General features: G+C 43.8%; 19 protein-coding genes. 13 read left to right on the top strand and 6 right to left on the bottom strand.

Annotation, left to right across the window (positions count from 1 at the left end):
- Positions 1-25: 25 nt before the first annotated feature.
- Positions 26-2,002, bottom strand: a complete 1,977-nt coding sequence (locus VV1_RS17295; protein WP_011081410.1) for an acetoacetate--CoA ligase — start codon at positions 2,000-2,002, stop codon at positions 26-28.
- A gap of 226 nt (positions 2,003-2,228) precedes the next feature.
- On the opposite strand from VV1_RS17295, the gene phhA reads away from it, so the two are divergent.
- Together phhA and VV1_RS17285 are read left to right on the top strand one after the other, a co-directional pair.
- A complete protein-coding gene (gene phhA / locus VV1_RS17290) occupies positions 2,229-3,020 on the top strand; it encodes a phenylalanine 4-monooxygenase (protein ID WP_011081409.1) in 792 nt (263 codons plus the stop codon).
- Positions 3,013-3,345, top strand: a complete 333-nt coding sequence (locus tag VV1_RS17285) for a 4a-hydroxytetrahydrobiopterin dehydratase (protein WP_011081408.1) — start codon at positions 3,013-3,015, stop codon at positions 3,343-3,345. Before phhA ends, VV1_RS17285 begins: the two co-directional genes overlap by 8 nt.
- 99 nt (positions 3,346-3,444) lie before the next feature.
- On the opposite strand, the gene VV1_RS17280 is transcribed toward VV1_RS17285, so the two are convergent.
- The gene (locus VV1_RS17280; protein WP_011081407.1) at positions 3,445-5,043 is read right to left on the bottom strand and encodes a putative bifunctional diguanylate cyclase/phosphodiesterase; all 1,599 of its coding nucleotides are present in this window, start codon (positions 5,041-5,043) and stop codon (positions 3,445-3,447) included.
- A 261-nt stretch (positions 5,044-5,304) separates the two neighbouring features.
- Between VV1_RS17280 and VV1_RS17275 the strand changes: the two genes are divergently transcribed.
- Entirely contained in the window at positions 5,305-5,649 is a 345-nt protein-coding gene (locus tag VV1_RS17275) for a HopJ type III effector protein (protein ID WP_011081406.1), read from the top strand.
- Positions 5,650-5,668: 19 nt separating this feature from the next.
- On the opposite strand, the gene VV1_RS24020 is transcribed toward VV1_RS17275, so the two are convergent.
- The gene (locus VV1_RS24020) at positions 5,669-5,974 is read right to left on the bottom strand and encodes a cysteine-rich CWC family protein (RefSeq protein WP_080553530.1); all 306 of its coding nucleotides are present in this window, start codon (positions 5,972-5,974) and stop codon (positions 5,669-5,671) included.
- A 71-nt stretch (positions 5,975-6,045) separates the two neighbouring features.
- Here VV1_RS24020 and VV1_RS17265 point away from each other — a divergent pair, with 71 nt between their 5' ends.
- Positions 6,046-6,270, top strand: a complete 225-nt coding sequence (locus tag VV1_RS17265; RefSeq protein ID WP_144011165.1) for a DUF3820 family protein — start codon at positions 6,046-6,048, stop codon at positions 6,268-6,270.
- A 3-nt stretch (positions 6,271-6,273) separates the two neighbouring features.
- On the opposite strand, the gene VV1_RS17260 is transcribed toward VV1_RS17265, so the two are convergent.
- Positions 6,274-6,672, bottom strand: a complete 399-nt coding sequence (locus VV1_RS17260) for a PPC domain-containing DNA-binding protein (protein WP_011081403.1) — start codon at positions 6,670-6,672, stop codon at positions 6,274-6,276.
- The gene (locus tag VV1_RS17255) at positions 6,669-7,256 is read right to left on the bottom strand and encodes a TetR/AcrR family transcriptional regulator (RefSeq protein WP_011081402.1); all 588 of its coding nucleotides are present in this window, start codon (positions 7,254-7,256) and stop codon (positions 6,669-6,671) included. The genes VV1_RS17260 and VV1_RS17255 overlap by 4 nt, the downstream gene beginning before the upstream one ends.
- Before the next feature lie 100 nt (positions 7,257-7,356).
- Between VV1_RS17255 and VV1_RS17250 the strand changes: the two genes are divergently transcribed.
- Positions 7,357-7,974 (top strand): glutathione S-transferase, encoded by a 618-nt coding sequence (locus VV1_RS17250; RefSeq protein ID WP_011081401.1) that lies wholly within the window; start codon positions 7,357-7,359, stop codon positions 7,972-7,974.
- A gap of 63 nt (positions 7,975-8,037) precedes the next feature.
- Here VV1_RS17250 and VV1_RS17245 read toward each other — a convergent pair whose 3' ends face one another.
- Positions 8,038-10,206: a serine/threonine-protein kinase gene (locus VV1_RS17245; protein WP_011081400.1), complete on the bottom strand. Its 2,169-nt coding sequence runs from the start codon at positions 10,204-10,206 to the stop codon at positions 8,038-8,040.
- 315 nt (positions 10,207-10,521) lie between these two features.
- On the opposite strand from VV1_RS17245, the gene tagH reads away from it, so the two are divergent.
- Genes tagH through tssA form a run of 8 tightly spaced genes read left to right on the top strand, consistent with a single transcriptional unit; the run spans position 10,522 to position 20,995 of the window.
- Positions 10,522-11,739 (top strand): type VI secretion system-associated FHA domain protein TagH, encoded by a 1,218-nt coding sequence (tagH, locus tag VV1_RS17240; RefSeq protein WP_011081399.1) that lies wholly within the window; start codon positions 10,522-10,524, stop codon positions 11,737-11,739.
- Positions 11,740-12,195 (top strand): type VI secretion system lipoprotein TssJ, encoded by a 456-nt coding sequence (gene tssJ, locus VV1_RS17235; protein ID WP_011081398.1) that lies wholly within the window; start codon positions 11,740-11,742, stop codon positions 12,193-12,195. It begins immediately after the preceding gene.
- Positions 12,196-12,218: 23 nt separating this feature from the next.
- Positions 12,219-13,541: a type VI secretion system baseplate subunit TssK gene (tssK, locus tag VV1_RS17230; protein WP_011081397.1), complete on the top strand. Its 1,323-nt coding sequence runs from the start codon at positions 12,219-12,221 to the stop codon at positions 13,539-13,541.
- A gap of 8 nt (positions 13,542-13,549) precedes the next feature.
- A complete protein-coding gene (gene tssL, locus VV1_RS17225; RefSeq protein ID WP_011081396.1) occupies positions 13,550-14,878 on the top strand; it encodes a type VI secretion system protein TssL, long form in 1,329 nt (442 codons plus the stop codon).
- Positions 14,856-18,380 (top strand): type VI secretion system membrane subunit TssM, encoded by a 3,525-nt coding sequence (gene tssM / locus VV1_RS17220; protein WP_011081395.1) that lies wholly within the window; start codon positions 14,856-14,858, stop codon positions 18,378-18,380. The genes tssL and tssM overlap by 23 nt, the downstream gene beginning before the upstream one ends.
- A complete protein-coding gene (gene tagF, locus VV1_RS17215) occupies positions 18,362-19,057 on the top strand; it encodes a type VI secretion system-associated protein TagF (protein ID WP_011081394.1) in 696 nt (231 codons plus the stop codon). The genes tssM and tagF overlap by 19 nt, the downstream gene beginning before the upstream one ends.
- 10 nt (positions 19,058-19,067) lie before the next feature.
- Positions 19,068-19,862: a PP2C family protein-serine/threonine phosphatase gene (locus tag VV1_RS17210; protein WP_015728015.1), complete on the top strand. Its 795-nt coding sequence runs from the start codon at positions 19,068-19,070 to the stop codon at positions 19,860-19,862.
- A complete protein-coding gene (gene tssA / locus VV1_RS17205) occupies positions 19,862-20,995 on the top strand; it encodes a type VI secretion system protein TssA (RefSeq protein ID WP_011081392.1) in 1,134 nt (377 codons plus the stop codon). Before VV1_RS17210 ends, tssA begins: the two co-directional genes overlap by 1 nt.
- The last annotated feature ends 14 nt before the right edge of the window (positions 20,996-21,009 follow it).

The raw sequence follows: 21,009 nt of genomic DNA, 5'->3' as shown, positions 1-21,009 counted from the left end.
GACTTTGCTTGTTGCAAAGAAAAGCTTAGCGATAAGCTTGTGTAACGCGTTTGATTTCCTCTAGAACTTCTGGGTTAGCGATCGCCCCGAGGTTTTTCACTTCTTGTCCATTCACCACTTGTTTTACCGCCAACTCGACCAACTTCCCTGAGCGCGTTTTGGGAATATCCGAAATAGCGAAAATTTGACTGGGAACGTGGCGTGGTGAGCAGTGGTTTCTAAGCGTTGAACGGATTTGTTCTGCAATGCTATCGTTCAAGTCGAAACCCGTCGCAGGTTTTACAAACAGCCAGATCTCTTCGCTACGGTTTTGCACTTTCCCCACCGCAATGGAATCGTCAATGCTGTTCAGTGCGTTCACTTGTTGATAGAGCTCCGCTGTGCCGATTCGAACGCCACCGGGGTTAAGTGTAGTGTCACTTCGCCCGTAGAAGACAAATCCACCATGACTTGTCATGATCACATCATCACCGTGATGCCACACATTGGGATACTTGCTCCAGTATGATTGGTGATAACGCTCGCCATCATCGTGCCAAAAGCCCAACGGGAAGTTAGGCAGAGAGTTGGTACACACCAGTTCACCTCGTTGTCCAACGACTGGTTGTCCGGAAGCGTCGTAAACGGCGATAGAGACACCTAAGCCTGCGTACTGTACTTCCCCACGGTAGACTGGCGAGATGGGGTTGCCCAGTACAAAACAGCCACAAATATCGGTGCCACCAGAGATAGATGCAAGGTGAACGTCGGATTTGATAGACGAATAGACAAAATCAAATTGCTCCGGATAGAGCACGGAACCCGTCGAACAAATCGTTTTTAACGTACTGAGATCATGGAACAGTGCTGGCTCGTAATGCGCATGTTGAATCGCTTCTAAGTATTTGGCTGAGGTGCCAAACAGTGTTACTTGGCAATCGTCCACCATATCCCACAAAACCGATTGGTCTGGGTAAACGGGGCTACCATCGTAGATCACCAGCGTTGCCCCACTGGCGAGTGTGGACACATGCCAGTTCCACATCATCCATCCACAGGTGGTGTAATAAAAAACACGATCATCAGGCTGAATATCGCAATGTAATTGATGTTCTTTCAGGTGATTGATAATGGTACCGCCCACCGTGTGAATGATGCACTTTGGTTTGCCAGTGGTCCCGGAAGAGTAGAGAATAAACAAGGGCGAATTAAAAGGTACACGTTCGTAGATGATACCTTTGGCATCGTAGTTTTCTAATATAGCAGCCCAAGTGGAGTAGTTGGTGTTGTAGTCCGTCTCGGGAGATTCCAAATACTCAATTTCACAAATATTGAGTAAGTCTGGCAGCTGTTCAGCGATTTTGCGGTTCTTTTCTGACATATCGAACGTTTTGCCATTGAATGAGTAACCATCGCAGCAAAACAGAATTTTGGGGTTTACTTGTCCTAATCGTTCGATAACGCTGTCTGTACCAAAGTCGGGAGAGGTGGAGGTCCAAACCGCACCAAGGCTGGTTGTTGCCAGCATGGCAATGACGGTTTCTGGCAAATAGGGAAGATAGCCAGCCACCACATCGCCTTTACCGACACCATTGCGAATTAACCATTGCTGCAAGATTGAAACTTGATCACACAGTTCTTGCCAAGAAAGACTGGATTCTTCATTCCGTTCATTCCGGAAGATGATGGCGGGCTCTGGCGGCTTTTGGTAAGCGGAAGAAAGTAAGTTTTCAGCGTAGTTGAGTTCCGCTTGAGGGAACCAAAGGTTGTCTCTTTGCGAAAAGTAATTTCCCCATTTTGGCTTCCCTTCACCGACGATACAGTCACCTTGGTAACCAATCACATCGCAGAAGGTCCAGATTTCCATCCAAAACTTTTTATTTTCGACAATCGACCACTGATGCAACTGCGCATAGTTTTCGATCGCTTCGCCTTGCATGTTGATGTGTTCTATGAACTTTTTGAGGTTGCTGGTTGCAATTCTCTCTGGAGAAGGGGTCCAGATAGGGCTTGATGTTGGCATTGTTATTCTCATTGTTAACCATTCATTAACACAAATAAGTTTTATTCTATTTTGCTCAAAAGTCAAACAGTGAACGAGTGTACATTTATTTGATATGTAAGGGTTTGAGAGATTCTTGTAAAGAAAATGTTACACTGGATTTTGCTGGCAAAAGCGTCAGTAGGATTGGAAGTGTTCTGTGCAAAAGATAGGCTTGTTGTAAATGGATTGTTAAATTGAGGCTGTGATGAGTCATTATCATTCAAAACCCGTCGACTCCGAAGGATTCGTTGAGTGGACGGAAGAAGAAGACGCGATTTGGCAGGATCTGATCACCAGACAACTGAGTATGATTCAGGGACGTGCATGTTCTGCCTATATCGATGGATTAGCGCTACTCGATCTCCCAACCGATCGCGTTCCCCAGTTACCGGAAATTAATCAAGTGCTTGCAGAGAGTACGGGTTGGAGTGTGGAGCCTGTCCCTGCTTTGATCAATTTCGACCGTTTTTTTAATCTGTTGGCTAACAAAAAATTTCCAGTCGCCACGTTTTTGCGAACCAGAGAAGAATTTGACTATTTGCAAGAGCCCGATTTTTTTCATGAAATCTTTGGTCACTGTGCGATGTTGACGAATCCTGATTTTGCCGCTTTTACGGAAACCTATGGCAAATTAGGCGAGCAGGCGACACCTAAGCAAAGAGCCTACCTCGCTCGTCTTTATTGGTTTACGGTCGAATTTGGCTTATTGAGAGAAGAGGGCGAGTTGAGAATTTATGGTGGCGGTGTTCTCTCATCTCCTGGTGAAACGGTGTATGCGCTTGAAGATGAACGTCCAGAACGAGCAAAGTTTGATATCCAAACGGTGCTCAGAACTCCCTATAGAATCGATATCATGCAACCCAAGTATTTTGTGCTGGATGAAATCAACGCTCTGTTCAAATTGAGCAAAATTGATTTAATGAAAGAAGTAGAGTTTGCAATGAGTGCTGGCTTGCTTCCACCCCTGTTTGAACCAAAGGAAACTGTAGATGCTTGATGAATTAAAATGCGAAGCTTGTAGTATCGACGCGATAGCGTTAACGACACAACAGCAGCAAGAATTACTGCTAGAGTTGGAAGGGTGGCACCTAATGGAAAGAGAAGGCATTCCTCAACTTGAAAAAGTGTATAAATTTAAAAACTTTATGCAGGCTTGGCAGTTCAGTAATCAGGTGGCTGAGCTCGCTGAACAAGAGTTCCACCATCCTTCCATTTTACTTGAGTGGGGGAAAGTAACGGTGACATGGTGGAGCCACTCTATTAAAGGCTTACACAAGAATGATTTTATCTGCGCTGCGAAATGTGATCAGATCATTCGTTAACAAATTGTCGATTTGAGGGTAACGTTTGTGTCCCAACCCTCACCAGCTTGATAGAGTATCCCTTCTCAGTAATCACAAACGTGTGACTACTTTTCTCTATCAAGCTATTTTTTTAAGGGTAATCGTGTCAAACAATTGCTCTAACTCTTCCAAATTCATAGGCTTTGCCGTGAGGTAGCCTTGGACGTAATCACAATGGAACGTTTTGAGAATTTTTAACTGTTCAAGCGTCTCAACACCTTCTGCTACCACTGAAAGATCAATCGTATGAGCCATGTTGATGATCGCAAAACAGAGCTGGGCAGAACGGTGGTGGACATCATCAACGTGCTTTACAAAACTGCGATCCATTTTGACTACGTCGATGGGGTATTGATTCAGCATCGCAAGTGATGAATAGCCAGTGCCGAAATCATCCAGTGAAATGGTAATGCCGAGTGCTTTGATCTTGTTCAACACATCGATTGTGGCTTTGCTATCGGATAATAAACTGGTTTCGGTGATCTCAATTCCTATCAACTCAGCCGGACAAGCAAAACGTGCTAAATGACTGTTAAGGCTGTATAAAACTTGCCCGTTGATAAACTGTTTCGCAGAAACGTTAATATTAAAACGTGGCAATTCTTGAGCGCAGTAACGCTCACTAAGCTGAGCAACGACATGGCAGGTACGCTCAATCACCCAGTCACCAATTTTGTTGATCAAACCTGCTTCTTCGGCAATCGGAACAAAGTCTGCGGGTGAAATCCAACCATTGTCTGGATGATACCAACGTAATAACACTTCAACGCTGATCAGCTCTTCGCCATCATTGCTAAAAATGGGCTGGTATTTGAGGTGTAACTGTTCACGTTCAATCGCAAAAGAGAGCTCTTGCTCAAAAGTGAATCGTTTAGTGGCTTGAACAAACATATCGTTGTCGAAGAAGACCACTTTACTGTCTTCTGATTTTTTCGCTCGATACATCGCTGTATCGGCTTCGCGCAAAATTTTTGCCAAGGTGTATGAGGAATCCGCAACAGTGGCAATTCCAACACTGACGCCGATTTGGCAAATTTTTTCTTCAATATTATAAGGTTCGCAGATCAACTCTGCGTACCGGCGAGCAATGCGTGCGAGTGTTTCTTGGTTATGCAGGCCAGGTAAGCAGATGACAAACTCATCTCCGCCAAATCGATAACAGGAATCTTGTTTGCGGGCATTGAGAAGCAGCCTACTGGCGACTTGCTTTAAGACCAAATCCCCAATCAAATGTCCCATGGAATCATTGATGACTTTGAAACGGTCCAAATCAATGAAGAGAACGGAAAAGGCCTCGTCAGGGTCTTTGGCCAATTTTTCCAATTTCTTGTTGATATAAGTATTGAGAGCATGCCGATTGTAAAGGCGGGTCAGATTGTCTTCCACCGCTTGCTTTGCCAATGTGCGGTTTTTTTCTTTTGCTAATCGCTTCGAAATTACCGTCCATTGTTGGTAGCGGTGCAACCATAAACTAACCACAAGAGTGAGTAGAATGACCAGAATAAAGGCACTACCACCATAAAGTATGGGAGGTGATATAAGGTGTTGACTGAGCTCTACTCGTTCCCATTCCCTATGAGATTCTATATGCCAAATGGCTAAGACACTGAAAGAAGCAAGGAGTAATCCTAATAGCCAAATACCAAAATAGACGTGACTAAATCGAGGTTTTTTCAAAAGAGCAGAACCTAATTAACAAATATATAAACAGCGTGAATAGTAAACGTAACGCTTAAGGTTGTAAATGATAGTCGTTATTAATAAAAAAGCTGAGGTTTTAACGGGTTAGCTTGTGTTGGAATTGGTTTGAAACAATTTTCTATGTTCAACTCGATAGCATGAGTGTTGCTAAGCATACTCACTGGGATAAATGGCTTGAAAAGGGACGACAAAGCGATTAGTTTTTTGACTCTTTAATCACACTGTACAGGAAGGATAATGAGTTTAAAGGATTTACTGGCTAAGTTGGCTGAAACGCCCGAAAAAGTGGAGTTTCAAGAGGTTATTGATGTCATTGATAGCCATTATGTATTTGTGCCTGCGGCATTTCAAAATGGCGACACACATAACGAAGCGGGCCAAAACAATGGATCATGCAAGATTTTTTCTTTCGCACAATTGAATGAGTTAAACGAAGAACAAACGCTTGCGTGTTTTGGTCGCTATTACCGTCATGATGTATTGTTGCATCCCGAGAACGATGACCATCAAAATATTCGCAATTTCATACGTTTTGGTTGGTCAGGTGTTCAGTTTGACACGGCAGCACTCACAGAAAAGTAGTGACATGAGCGCTGATTGTTTAGGCAATCGGTGCTTTCTCTAAACAGCGTCGACAAAGGCATAGAGCTTCGCTAGGTACGCTCACTTCTCTTTCTTCTAGATCAAAACACCAACAGTGTGTTTTTCCTTGGGCAATGTCACATTGCGTTGGTTTCGTACAGCTCGGGCACTCGTGGGTCGCGGTTCGGCCATCGAGCTGAGCCATAATCTCTTCTCTTTGCAGAGCATTAAATTGAGACCAGTTGGCTATCTCGGTGACTGTGCGCAGGCAACCTTCGCAGATGCCATTATTGTTTTTACAGGCTGCAACACAGGGGGTCTTCATGAATTTCTGTCCTTGGTGGTCATTGCCGGCTAATGGTAAGCTTGTCGCGCAATAAATTAAAGGACCAGAACATGCTTGCCAAAGAAAATCTCATCAAGTTAGCGCGAATTCAAATGCCATTTGGGAAATATGCGGGAAGGGTGTTGATTGATTTGCCTGAAGAGTACTTACTTTGGTTTGCACGCAAAGACGAGTTCCCGCAAGGAGAACTCGGTGAGTTAATGCAGCTCTGTCTTGCGCTCAAAATTGAAGGATTGGATAGTGCTGTTAAACCCCTCAAGCGCGAATTTGATTGACGTTTATTGCTTAATTACAAGCTCGGTGTAACCGGTCTTTTCGTCCCAAGCTCGCTCAAAATACAACGCAGGGTATGCGTGAACAATCACCTCAACGGTGGTATCAACGAGGCAACCTTCGAGTAGGTGTCCACCGTACACACGACCGTGTTCATCCGCAATAGCAAGATGAACATGCTGATGCTCAGGGGTCAAGGTGGCAGTAATGGCGACAATTTCAAAACATGCTTTCTGTTGGAATTCACTTTGCGCGCCAGCCAACCTCAGTTTCACTTCGCTTAGGCAGCCAGTACAGGCCGCTATACTTCCCGCTGTGATGTTATGCTCTGTCACGATATTGGCAATCGCGCGTTTTAAGTCTGCACCATATTCCAAACGTTTTGCGATGACGTTGATGCTCATTGACGTGGCTCCAACTTGATGAGTGCGAGCAGCGTCTGCAGTGCGATTTCTAAATCATCATAGCGTTTCGTTTTGCCCATAACGCGCATTCCTTGCATTTGGTTAAGGACCAACTTTGCCAGAGCGCTTGCCGGAATGGTGGTTGTAATTTGTTGATTTTTTTGACCATTGCCTATGGTGTTCGTCAATACTTCAAGCAGGTGATCAAACAGGCGGTTGCCTTTCTGTAGTACTTCATCGTCATCACCAGCGTGCTCAATCAACGCATTTTGCATAAAGCAACCGCAGCTTCTTTCCCTTTGAATTTGAGCAAAATGATTTAAGAAAGCTTCAAGCTCAGCAAGTGACGCACCTGGCTGACTGACATCACCTAAAGAAGGAAAGGAGATCGATGTTAAGTACATCTCAAGCGCTTCGTAATACAGCTGCTGTTTATCACCAAATGTGTTGTACAAACTGAATCGATTTATTTTGAGCTCATCAACCAAATCTGAAATGGCGGTGCTGGCGTAGCCTTTCCTCCAGAAGAGATCCATAGCTTCTAGTAGCTTATCGTCTCGATTGAAATTTGCCTTTCGTGCCATAACAAAACCTCAATGGATAAAAATTATTCTTGACTGAACGTTTAGAAAACACGTACATTCTAACCTAAACGATCGTTCTGAAAAAGAGAAAGGACTAAAAATGAAACTGTATGAAACAGAAATGACCCCTAGTTGTCGCCGAGTAGCGCTATTTTTGGCTGAAATTGGTGCAAGTGTTGAACGTGTCCAGCTCAACGTAAGAGAGGGCGATAACCTCACCCCCGAATTTTTGCAGAAAAGCGTCAATGGTAAAGTGCCGATGCTTGAACTGGACGATGGCACAACGCTGTGTGAAAGTGTGGCAATCTGTCGTTATTTTGATGAGATTCATCCGAATGAAATGGCGCTGTTTGGGCGTGACGCTTTAGAAAAAGCGCAAGTCGAAATGTGGCACCGTGTTGTCGAGTTTCAAGGTCTCTACGCTGCATTCCAAGCTTTTCGCAATATTACTGCAATATATCAAGACAGAGAAACGTGTGTGGAAGCGTGGGGCGTAGAATCTAAAAAACGTGTTGAGGCATTTTTGCCAGTATTGGAAAAGCGCCTTTCTGAAAGCCCTTATGTTGCGACAGAACACTTTACGATTGTCGATATCACCGCGTTCATTTTTGTTACGTTTGCTGTAAAAGGGCTTGAGCTTGCGGTCTTTGAACAATTCAGCCACATTGAGAAGTGGTATGAGCAAGTCTCCAACAGAGCGGCATTCCAGCCTTTGTAATTCGGTATACCTACACTAAAACGGCCAAAGCGGGTGACGCTTTGGCCGTTTTTTGTCGGCACCTTAGCCTCTAAAGTCGGTACTGTCGACTTGCTGCAGCAGTTCGTTTGCCTTTTTCATCGCGTTTCGTGCACTGACTGATTGGCGTTTTCTCAGCAGCATATCTGAAAACTTCAGGTACTTGTTGGCAGTTTGAAAACGCAGATCAGAGATGTTTGGGAAATTTGGCGGGAAATCCTTGGCGAGGTTATCGATATCGGCCACCAACTGATCGAGTGAGTTAACGGTTGTCGCGTTTTCAAGCTTTTTATGTAATGAGGTAAACTTGTGCCCATAAAGAACCTGCGCTGCATCATAGGGGTATACCGCCTGCTGCCCATTTTCTTCCGCTTGTTTCCACTTCTCCATGGCAATGACGGCTGAATTCACTTCCTTAGCATGTAGCAATCTCTGCTGAGAAGCTTCATGAGTACTAAAAAACGTCGCGCCTATCGCCAGCAGTTCTGTGAGTGCAATTGAGTTACGCTGCTCAATAGCGTCAATAAGATTTTGCTCAAATACTTCCAATGCCAGTGATGATGGAGTGAGTGGATAATTCTTTTGAATGGAATTTAAATCATTGTTGAGATCAACGATCGATTTCCCATCCTGTTGAGCATCGTATTGACCTTTTTCGAGTACAGAATTGATGTGTCTTTCAATTGACAGCAAGGTTGAACGCTTGCTCGAGCGCATGTCAAGGTTGAGTAATTCAAGCTTGTGGGAATCTGGGTAGTAGATGGCCGCGTGCTTCAGGACAGATTCGACTTGATCGTAATCGGGATACTCGTTATTGCTTTGGTTGAGAATTTCATCAATCTGTTGCTCGAATTTCGCGAGAAGCGTTTGCTTGTGATGCCGCAGTAATCCGGCTTTTAAAACCGGATGGATGGTATCGGATGCGCTAAGTTCGAAGACTGACTCAGGTTGGCTATTAATGATCTGTTGTTGCGTTTGTAGCGAATGAGCCAATTGGCGATTGGTTTCTTCCAACTGCACGATCTGCGAGTTTAAGTGATGCACAACACCAAGAGAGGTGGATAAACCGAAAACAATCAATGCAGCTATCGCATATTTTGAGCGATTCTTTTGGTTGAGTCTCTGTTTCAGTGACTCGGCACTGAGCTTGTACTGACCGCTGGTGTCGGTGAGAATCGTTTTAATATCGGGCCATAGGGTATTTGGAAAACCAGAGGGTTTCTTTAGCGGAATCGCATTTTTCTTAGCCAAATCGATAGGGGTTCGATTATAGGGATGCTTGCAAGAGAGTAGTTCGTATGCGATGCAGGCAAACGCAAACAGATCGTCCTGTCTGCACGGCTTATTACCGCTAATAATATTGAGGGATGCATAATTTGGTGTATATCCCAATACTTGATGATCATCGACTTTACGCTTGGCGGCGTACTGATCTTGTTTGAGGCGTTCAGTTTTTGACACACCAAAGTCGAGCAATTTTACCGTACCGGCTGAATCGATCATGATGTTAGCGGGCTTCAGGTCTGCGTGTACGATATCAAGCGAATGAGCATATATCAGAGCATCGAGTATTTGGTTTAGTAGGACTTTGGCATTAGGAAACGCCAAGCCATTGGGTCTGGAACGCTGAATCAACTGTTCGATGGTCTCTCCATCTAAGTATTCCATCACGATAAAATAAATTTTGTTATCGACGCCAAAATCAAAAACACGAATGATGTTGGGGTGGCTCAAGGTTTGAGTATGCTGCGCCTCTCGGATAAGCATTCGCGCAGTCTCTGGTTGGTCGATGTATTCGTGCTGCAATACTTTGAGTGCGACAAAAGGGCTAGCAACTCCCGATGATTCAAGAACTTTATCTTTGGCTCGGTAGACGTCACATAGGCCACCATGCCCAATTAGGCTGTCAATCACGTAACGATTTTTAACTAAATGGCCTTTCTCTAGAGTTTGATAACCGGGAGAATTGTTTTCCCCCGTCACAGTGGTGTTTACCTCTGTTCTTGTTGAGGGGTGAGCTGTTTTTGATTCGGGTCTTTTAGTGTGAGATTTGTCGTTAATACTGTCTTCTTTATTTATTTCTTTAACACTAACTGGTTCTATTCTACTTTTTTCTACATTCTTTTCTGGACCGATTTTTTGTGAACGCGCAATAAATTTAGTCTTGTCATTTTTCTCTTCTTGCGTGTTTTTCTTCTCATTATCAACTAACATATACAACCCCTAAAACGGTAAAGAGTGACATCATATACTCAAAAAAGTTTGATTTGGCTGTGAATTAAAAGCTTTCGTACTAATTAACAGGGGACTAATTCTTTGTAACATCGGTTCTCACTAAAAGTTTGAACTGTGTTCTATATTTGTTTTGTTGCATGATTTTGGCTTTGTGTTAAATCAGCAAAATGCTCATTATCGCAGGCAATAAATATATCTAAAGTAGTAGTGCATTCTAATACTGAAAACAAAATCGAGTTTACATTTTGGGTTTTGTTGATAAATGCATTATTAATAAAGTGGCTAGAGGATGTTATGGGAATAGTGCTTTCGATTACTAGTTTCCACCGTTTTACACCAGAAATAAAAAGTGTGTATTCAATACCCACCAATGAAGAACACTTTTGTATGAAATTTGGTCGCTCTGAGAGCTGTGATTGGGTATTACCTGATCCTGAACGAATTATTTCTGGTGTTCATGGTGAAATAACTAAGTTTGGTAATGATTATCTACTTAGAGATCTCTCTACAAATGGTATTTTTGTTAATAAGTCAGTCAGCCCAGTAGGAAATGGTGTCGAGGTGGCTTTAAATGACAAAGATGTGATTAATTTTGGAGATTATGAAATCGAAGTATCGTTTAAAAATAGTGAAAACCATAACGTAACCCAAAGCCAAATCCACACCAATACTCTGTCACCACGTGAAGTAAATAAAGAGCCTGTCAGTGGTAATGATAATTTTATGGATTTTGGTTTTGACGCAAACCTATTTTTGGCAGAAGAAGAAAAGCAGCAGCAAAATCTATCGCCAGAGCTAGGTGATTTGGATGACTTTCTTGACGCTCCCATATTAAGCCCTCACATAGAGCCGACTTTGAAAGAAGAGAGAGCGACCGACTATCCTCGTGATGAGAAAGTGGCTAAGCGATGTGAACGTGTTGACTCGGATTTGAATGCCTTTCTCAAGGGGGCTGGCATCGATTTAAGCTTAGTTCCAGAACAGGAAAGAGAGCAATGGTTTAATCGATTAGGTCGCTCTTATTCTCTTATGTTAGAAGGTCTGATGCAGACACTGCATAATCGTGCGGAATTTAAACAGGCGAACAAATTAAACCATACCTCTTTTCAGAAAAAGGAAAATAACCCTCTTAAGTTTTCGGCGAATTTAGAAGATGCAATTCACAATCTATATAACAGACGCAGTGCGAGTTTTCTTTCACCGGAAGCTGCAATTCAATCTGCATTCAATGATATAGAAGCTCATGAAAAAGCAATGATAGAAGGTGTTCATGGTGCTGTATCTGGGGTGTTACGACTGCTTGAGCCGAATACCATATCTGGACATGTGTCTCAAAGTGAAAAAAATGGATTGACATCAATATTTTCGCAACTCGATAAAAAACGATGGAAGAAGTATGAAAATATCTATTTTCAAATAAGAAATGAAATTGACATTGATGAGAAAGGGTTTTATTTGGAAGACTTTTCCAAATCTTATGAATCGGCAATAAGAAAAGTAGGGAGAGAATAAATGAAAGCCATGGCAAAAATAATTACCACAATAATAGTGTTTTTATTAGTGGGTTGCAGTGCGGCAAATATGGTTGTTTCTCCCTATTCAAATTTGGAAATAAAGACGGGATTCAATGTCAATCCAGATATGAATGGCAGACCTTCACCTGTCGTAGTTTATGTCCTTGAACTCACTTCTGATACCTTATTTACGAGTCAAGACTTCTTCTCTCTATATGAAAATACAGCCCAAACGCTAGGCCCGGATCTGGTGAACAAAACAGAATTGTATCTCTCCCCAGGCCAAAAAACACTTTATGAATCTACGATGAAACCAAGTGTTGAATATATCGGCATTGTAGTGGCATATCGAGACATCGAAAATGCAAATTGGCGCAAGGTGATAAAGGTCGACCGCAAGGGCTATAACACCTACGAGCTTTCACTAGATGAATTGTCTTTGGCTATAAAATAATAACAACGTTGGCAGGATATTAAATGAGTGTTTATTCACCGATTGTTTGGAGTGAAGGGATGTTTCTGCGTCCTCAACACTTTCAGCAACAAGAGCGAGCGTTGTCTCATGAATACAAAGGTCTAACGCGTTTAGTGGGTTGTTATGCCCGAGGAATTGAATCGTTTTCTCTCGACAAAGAACAGTTGAAAGAAGGGGTTGTATCGCTAACTGAGTGTGTTGGAATTTTCTCCGATATGACATTCGTTAACATACCTATTAACGAGCAGCTTCCTGAGCCACTCAAAATTGAGCCAGGGATTGAAAATACTTTGGTTCAGCTTGTGATACCTGCAGAAAAATCCCAAGGCCAAAACGTTTCCCATTCCGAGACTTCAATGGTAACGCGCTATAAGGTGGTTGATCACACCTTAACCGATAGCGTGTCTGGTGATGAAGAAGTACTTCAACTCGCGGCGCTTAAGTGCGAGTTAAAGGCAACCAATGACAATTTGCCGGGCTATGTCTCTTTGCCTCTGGTGAAAATTCGTCATGTTGGTAGCGAAGGTCAAGTCATTCTTGATGAAGAGTTCGTACCACCTTTCCTTAATGTCCACCATAGTTCGCTGCTTACTCGTTATCTGAATAACGTTTTAGCCATGATCAAAATTAGGGCAGACGCCATTGCAAGTCGTCTCGGACAAGGCAAGTCAGCGTCTTCCTCTGCAGTAGATTTCATTATGCTACAGATGCTGAATCGTTATGAGGCTAATTTAAGACATTTATCGAAAGGGAGTGAGCTTCATCCACATGAGTTAGCGACGGCCTTATTGAGCTTAATTGGTGAGCTGTCCACTTTTTCGAGTAAAAATAAGCGAGTCCCTAAGCTTCCCGAATACCAACACAGTAATTTGGGGCCTGTCTTTTCTGAGATGAATCAAATCCTCAGTCAATATCTGAGTGTGGTATTGGAGCAAACTGCGACCAAGATGCCCTTGGATATTCGCCAGTTTGGGATTCGCGTTACGCCATTACCAGATAAAAGTTTGCTTTCACTTTGTCAGTTTGTATTGGCCGTTAAAGCCGATGTCTCTGCCGATGAAATTAGAAAAAAGTTACCAGGACAAATCAAAGTTGGACCCGCAGAGAATATTCGCGACCTTATCAATAATCAGATCAACGGTATTGCCGTTTCGCCACTGAATGTGGTGCCAAGACAGATGCCTTACGCAGCAGGCTACGTCTATTTTGAGCTGGTTAAACAAGGCGCTTATTGGGCTCGTTTAAATGAAAGCGGGGGAATGGCATTTCATGTCTCTGGTAATTACCCAGGGTTAGAAATGGAGCTTTGGAGTATTAACCAATAAGTGAAGCTATGGACGAAACGATTGTAAAACCAACCCCTGGGCGTAAAAAAGCACCGCAGTCGACACCTGTTGCATCGCTTGAAAGCGATAACACGGTTCTCTTTACGCAAAATAGTAAAGAAACGCGTGAAACGAGTATCGTCGCGTTTGGCAATAACGTACTGCTGGCAGAAGCGAATGTCATTGTTTCCTTGCTTGGCCAAATTAGAGCGACGGCCACGCACAGTGATGTCAAACAGTTACGTGAAGCATTTGTGCAAAAAATGCGTGACTATGAAAACCGGTTGAGATTACAAGGCGCAAATAGTAAGCAGATCGATATCGCACGCTACTGTTTATGTTGTGCTATCGATGAAGCCGTCCTAAATACCGAATGGGGAAGTCAATCCGTTTGGGGACACAACTCGTTATTGTCGACATTCTATTCCAACACTCAAGGCGGTGAGCAGTTCTTCATACATCTCGATGAAAGTCTTGCCGAACCCAATAAGCACTTAGATCTGCTAGAAGTCATGTATATCTGCATGAGCTTAGGTTTTTTGGGGCAATTTCGAGTTCGAGAAAATGGAATCGAGCAACATCGTTCCTTAAAAAACCGCGTAATGGATGTCCTTAAATCGCACGGTCGGGACTACAGTCCTTCACTCAACGATGATGCGTTAGCCAAAGTATTGGTTGGTGAGCAGATCGCAGAAAAAGCACCATTGTGGGTTGTTTTATCAATTACCGCGGCTGTGTTAGTCAGTGTGTACATGTACTTAAGTTATAGCCTAAACGAAAAATCCGATCAGACCTTTAGTCAGTTAATGAACTTAGTGCCGAGCAAAGAGATAGAGAACCAGAGTGCGGATTATATTTCGTCTCTTGCCGTAGCAAATCAAATCCAACGTTCGTTGGCAACGGAAATAGAAATGGTTTTACTAAAAGTCGATGCATTACCCGATAGAGTGCGTATTACTTTTCAGTCCAATGATCTGTTTGAATCGGGCAGTGCGGAGCTTGTCGCGCATATATTCCCTGTGGTTTCGAAAGTGGCCAGAGCACTCGAGGCGACCAATGGAAAAATATTGGTTGTCGGACATACCGATAATAACCCCATTTTTACCAGTAAATTCCCTTCTAACTGGCATTTATCTCTCGCCAGAGCGACAGCGCTTACCGATCGCTTAGCATCAGCAGGCAAATTGAGTGGGCGCGTCATTCCTGAAGGAATGGGAGATGCGAGACCTTTGGTATCAAATGAAACCGCAGAAGGAAGAAGTATCAACCGTAGAGTCGAAATCGATCTCCTAGTTCAAACCCAATCAAAAATGGATGCAAACAATGGCAAAGATTAAACGTTTATTGGGGCAAAAATGGCTGATTAGCTTGATCGGGCTTGGGGCAATTTCTATTTTTATTTGGTTTGTCGGACCATTGATCGCGATAGCAGGCATAGAGCCACTGAAATCAGACTTTAACCGTTTGTTGGTTATTGTGGTTTTAGTCTTCATTTGGGGCGTAACGAATGTTGTCCGTCAACAGAAGGAGCGAAAGGAACAAGATGAAAGCATCCAAAGCCTATTAGAGGTGGATGCCCTGACCGATAAAGAAGCGGCGGCAGAAATAGACGTCATGCGCGAAAGAATTGAGAAGGCGATTCAAGTCGTGACGAAAGGTGGAAAGCGTAAGAGTCATCTCTACCAGTTGCCTTGGTATGTACTTATTGGTCCTCCTGGAACAGGTAAAACGACGGCATTAAAAGAATCGGGTCTCGAGTTTCCTCTATCAGATTCAATGGGTGTTGACTCGGTTTCTGGTATTGGCGGTACGAGAAATTGTGATTGGTGGTTTACCAATAAAGCGGTGTTGATTGATACGGCTGGCCGGTACACCACGCAAGATAGCCAAGCTCATGTCGATTCAAAAGCATGGTATGGATTCTTAGGCTTATTAAAGCAATACCGTAAACAGCGTCCCATTAATGGTGCGATTGTTACCGTCAGCATCGCCAGTATGCTAACACAAACTCGCACCGAACGAGGCATGCATGCAAGAGCGATAAAAAATCGGCTACAAGAACTGAAAAATCAATTGGGTATGCAGTTCCCAATCTACGTTGTGTTGACGAAGGCTGATCTCATTGCGGGTTTTAGTGAGTTTTTTACGGAACTGACCAAGGAAGAGCGAGAGCAGTTATTAGGATTTATGTTTCCGCCCTCAGTAGAAGACGAACGAGGTGTCATCTCTCTATTTAACAAAGAGTTTCATGATTTACTGGAGAGACTTGATCGCCGCATGATGCAAAGGCTTGAAACGGAACATGACCTTGACAAGCGATCTTTAATTTTTGAATTTCCAAAGCAATTGCGTTGTCTTCAAGCGAATCTAGACGAGTTTCTTAACGACATTTTTGCCCAAAACAAGTTTGAAGAATCTTCAATGATTCGCGGCGTCTTTATTGTGAGTTCGTTGCAAGAAGGCACGCCGGTTGATCGTATCATGTCTGAAACATCCCAAGGGCTGGGGTTGGGCAAACCTCTACTGCGGTTAAGTTCCAAAGAATCAAGCAGCTATTTTGTAAAAAACTTGTTTGAAAATGTTATCTTTAAAGAACAGTTTTTAGGGACGGTCAATCGTCATCATCAAAAGCAAAGTGGTTGGATCCGAAAAGGCGTCTACTGCTCGTGCCTAGCGCTGTCTGGGGCTGCCATCACTCTGTGGATGATGAGTTATCAGTGGAACAATCAACTCATTGATGAAACGGATCGTCAAGTAGCTGTGGTGAATGACTTACTTGCTAAGTCTGGTCTGGACTTCGAAAACGACTTGATCCCCTCGATAAACATTCTCAATCACATCATGCGTTTCCCTATGGGTTATAGACAGCAAGATGACGAGAGAGATCGTGTGACATCGTTTGGTTTGTTTCAAGGTGAAAAAATTGGCCAATCGGCTAAGAGTGCTTATCACCAAGCATTGACAAATTACTATTCATCTTATGTTGAATCGGTACTTCTCAGTGAAATGAAGAACAATGAACAGCACCGAGAATATCTGTACGAAACACTCAAAACATATTTGATGCTCTTCAACGATGACAAATTTGAGCGTGAACATGTTCTTGGTTGGTTCAATTATTTCTTTGAAAGGCAGTATCCCGGTGAACTGAATGAAGAGTTAAGAGAGCAACTCTACGCTCATACCGAGAACTTTTTGTCGCAGGCAGACAGAGGCTTATATATCAACAACGATTCAGTAACCGCTGCCAGATTGGTTCTAACAGAAATGTCGTTGTCGGAAAGAGCCTACCAAAGAATGAAACTGCAGTTCCTTAAAAGTCATGTGCCTTCATTTCGTTTAACGGACGTTCTAGGGGCTAGGGGAGTTGAGCAGTTTGAGCGAAAAAGTGGCAAGCCATTATCGATGGGGATTTCCGGTTTCTACACGTACAACGGTTTCCATAGCATCTTCCAATTGCAACTGGGTCGTATGGTAAAAGCCTTGATGGAAGAAAACTGGGTGTATGGGGATGAGATCGACGCCCAAAACATCGACCATGATCTCGCTTTGCAAGGTGTGAGAGAGCGCTACTATCGTGACTATGTCTATGAATGGAAGACACTGCTCAATGACATCCAACTCAAAGCGGCACCAAGTTTGAAACTAAGTTTAGAGCAGAGTATGGCATTAGCGGGCTCTGAGCGACCAATTGAATCGCTGCTTAAAGCGGTACAAAAAGAGGTGGCATTAACGAAAATTTCGCTAAGCAACAACGAAAAAGCGGTAGCTGAAGTCGCTGGCAAAGTTGCCAAAGTGAAATTTTCAAATACGGCGGACAAACTTGATTTATATCGTCCGGAAGAGGGCAATACGTTTGATATTGCGCTTCCTGGAAAAGAAGTGGAAGCCGAGTTTGACGATCTTGTTAGGATGACAGACCAAGACTTTGACGATATTCATCTCGCACTGAGTGGTTTAAAAAGTTATTTGGCCGATCTCTCTAGCTCAGGAAATAATCAGAAAGTCGCCTACAAGAGCATCTTAAATGGCACCGTGACAGGAGAAGTTGCCGCGTCAATTGAACATGCTAAACAGCTTTTACCCGCTCCGTTCAACAACTGGCTAGGTGAACTTTCCGAGGAATCGGTCAAGTTAGCGGAAAAAGGATCGCGATCTCACCTTAATACGCTATGGGTTAACAAGGTTCTTAAACCTTATGAGCGCAGCATCAAAGGCAGGTATCCGTTTGAGCCAAGAGCGAAAACAGAAGTGACGTTAAAGGACTTCAGTCGATTCTTTGGCTACGGCGGAACACTTGATGCGTTCTTTGTCGAATACTTGGAACCGTTTGTCGATACGTCGAGAAGTGTGTGGCGCTTCGAGAAGGAAATCGGTGTCAGTCAAGAAACACTCGCCGTATTTCAACGCGCAGATCGCATCCGACAATCGTTTTTCGAACTCGACAATACATTAAAAGTCGATTTTGCAATGAAACCGATATACCTCGACCAACATATAACCAGCTTTGTACTGGAAGTTGGGGGGCAGAATCTTGCATATCGACATGGGCCGGCAAGAGTAAAAAATCTCTCTTGGCCAGCGAAGCGTTCAGCGACAAGAGTGGTCTTCACACCACCCGATTCGATTCGTGAAATTGCTTATACCTATGAGGGCGAATGGGGCATTTTTAAGTTGCTTGATCAATCTCTGAAAGCAAGGCCGCAATCTCGCAAAGACAACATCGTCATGATTGATTTGAAAGGCAACAAAGTTCAACTGGAATTGATTCCTAAGAGTACGATGAACCCATTTTGGTCGAGTGATATGGAGAGTTTCCGATGTCCGCAAACGCTATAACACCAAGCTGGGGCTTTATAGGCAAAATTCCTGCGAAAGGGGATTTTATCAAGCAAGACTTGCCGAAACCTTTTGCGGATCTTTTCCACGACTGGCAGCAGGCGATTATCGCCGTTAGCAAAGAACAGCTACAGGAAACATGGCAAAGCCATTTTCTAAACGCGCCAATTTGGCATTTCGCATTGGACAGTGGTGTAACCAATGACGCCACGATCATCGGAACGATGATTCCTAGCGTAGATGCTGCTGGACGGTACTTCTTTTTTACATTAGCCAGGCCCGTTCTTGGTGATGCCGTGAGCTATTGGAGCTGTCGAGATTGGGCCAATGAATCGCAAGATCTGGCGTTAACCGTGCTGGACGACCATTTTACCTTCGACGTTTGGAGTCAGAATCTACAGTCCGGTACAGAGTTAATTAACGCTATTTCGGCAGAAACGTTACCGGTTTCCCAAAAGAAACTGAGCGGAGAAAACCTCTTTATTAAGGAACATACAGAAACCAATGTGATGAGTTTGCTCTCTCATGTTGTTCGACAGCAGTTCCCTAAGCCGTGCTACTGGTGGACGGATGGTAATGATGCCATCGAGCCGATGATGCTCGTCATGGATGGTTTACCTCAAATTGGCAAATTTGCCGCAATGTTGGATGGGCAATGGCAGAAATGGAATTGGTAACGGTGATCGAATGAGTTGGAGTTTCTTTACATTTTCCAAGACACACGCAGGTAAAGTCCGCCCTTACAACGAGGATGCGTTGTTGGATATGACCGCAAGGCGTGTATGGGTCGTTGCAGATGGCATGGGTGGGCATTCAGCTGGCGATGTTGCGAGCCAAATGCTTGTCGATCGCATTGAAAGATTTGTTCTCGACACACCAGATTTCGGCATCGATGAATTGCGTCAGATGATCGAAGTGGCCAATAGGGAAATTTTCCAGTACGCCCAAGTTCACCTCGATGGCAAAACCATGGGTTCCACCGTTGTGCTGTTGTTCTTACAGGACGGTTATTTCCATTGTCTGTGGGTTGGTGATAGCCGCATTTACCTACTCAGAGACAATCACTTGGTACAAAAGACACGAGATCACAGCCAAGTGATGGAGTTAGTTGAGCAGGGACTGCTAGCGGAAGAAGATGCAGAAAAGCATCCTTTAGCCAATGTAATAACGAGGGCGGTTGGCGTCGAAGAGACGGTGAGAATTGACCAACAGTCGGGGCAGTTGCTTCATGGCGATCAGTTTCTCCTTTGCAGTGACGGTTTGACTAAAGAGCTTAGTAATAGCGAAATACATCAGATTATGTGTGCAGACTCGGTTAATCAGTCAGGTCTTGCCCTTCTTCACGCTGCGTTAGTGCGGGGGGCAAATGACAATGTTACGTGCGCATTGATCAAAGTGGCCAAAGAAAAGCAATTGGTTCAAGAGGGCGTGTCTCATTCGTCTGATGCAACGGTGCCAGTTTATGCAAGAAGGAGGGTGTAATGAGTCATCACTATGAGGAGTTCACTTGGTTTGAGCCGGCCTTACTGCCAATTTCTGCCGAGCAGCCAGCAGGTGTGGATCCAAGAAGTGATATTACGCCTCAGTCACTCTATTACCGACTGAAAGACCAGAGAATGCAGGCGAGAAATATTGAGCGAAATGCCATTATTGAAGAAGAGCCTATTCTTAACTATGCCAACCTCTGGCAAGTGTTTCTTGATGAAGTTCCGCAGGCACTGACGTCACAAACCAAAGATCTCGAGTACGTGGCATGGCTTATCGAAGCGTTAACTCGCCTTGATGGTTTTAAAGGAATGGCGGTTGGCTATGAGCTGGCCACCTACTACTTAGAAAATTATTGGGCAGATCTGTATCCAATGCCGGATGAAGATGGCCTAGAAACAAGAATTTCGCCCATCATCGGCCTGAATGGCATCGATAATGAGGGGACGCTCATTTTTCCGTTATCGTGCATACCCATGACCGAAGGGCTGTTAGAACAACCTTATGCGTATTGGGAGTATCAACAAGCTTTGGACTTGGAGCGCTGTGATGAGGACAAGAAACGAGCCAAACGCGATCAGGGTGTCCCTGAGTTATCTGACATTACCCAAGCCGTCAAATCGTCGAGCAGTCAGTTCTACCAAAGACTGATAGAGGATCTAAATAGAGCGATAAGTTCTTTTGAACGATTTTCACAGGCTTTGGATAGTGCGTGTGAAGAAGTCACCCCAAGTTCCTACATTTCTCGAAAATTAGATGCAATACACTCGGCAATTATGCATTTGGCGAGTGACAAAATGATCAAGGTTTCAAAAGAAACGAATTCAGATGAACCATCGCACTCTGCTTCTAGTCACGAAGGCGAGATCGATGGACGAGGGCAGGGCGAAGCTAATTTTCAGTTATTGGCCGCAAATATGCACTCTCGTGAACAGGCCATAGTGCATTTGCAACGAGTGGCTGATTTTTTTCGTGAAACAGAACCGCATTCACCCGTTTCATACACGATTGAACAAGTGATTCGATGGTGTGGAATGTCTTTGCCAGAACTCCTGGCAGAGCTTATTTCCGATGGAGACGCCAAGAAAGGCTATTTCCGTTTGGTTGGCATAGCAGACAAAAATGAGTAATTAAAGGGAGAACG

The sequence above is a fragment of the Vibrio vulnificus CMCP6 genome (assembly GCF_000039765.1).
In the GTDB taxonomy this organism is placed as follows: domain Bacteria; phylum Pseudomonadota; class Gammaproteobacteria; order Enterobacterales; family Vibrionaceae; genus Vibrio; species Vibrio vulnificus_B.
Note: the sequence above shows the minus strand (reverse complement) of the source record. Positions and strands in the feature narration are given on the sequence as shown.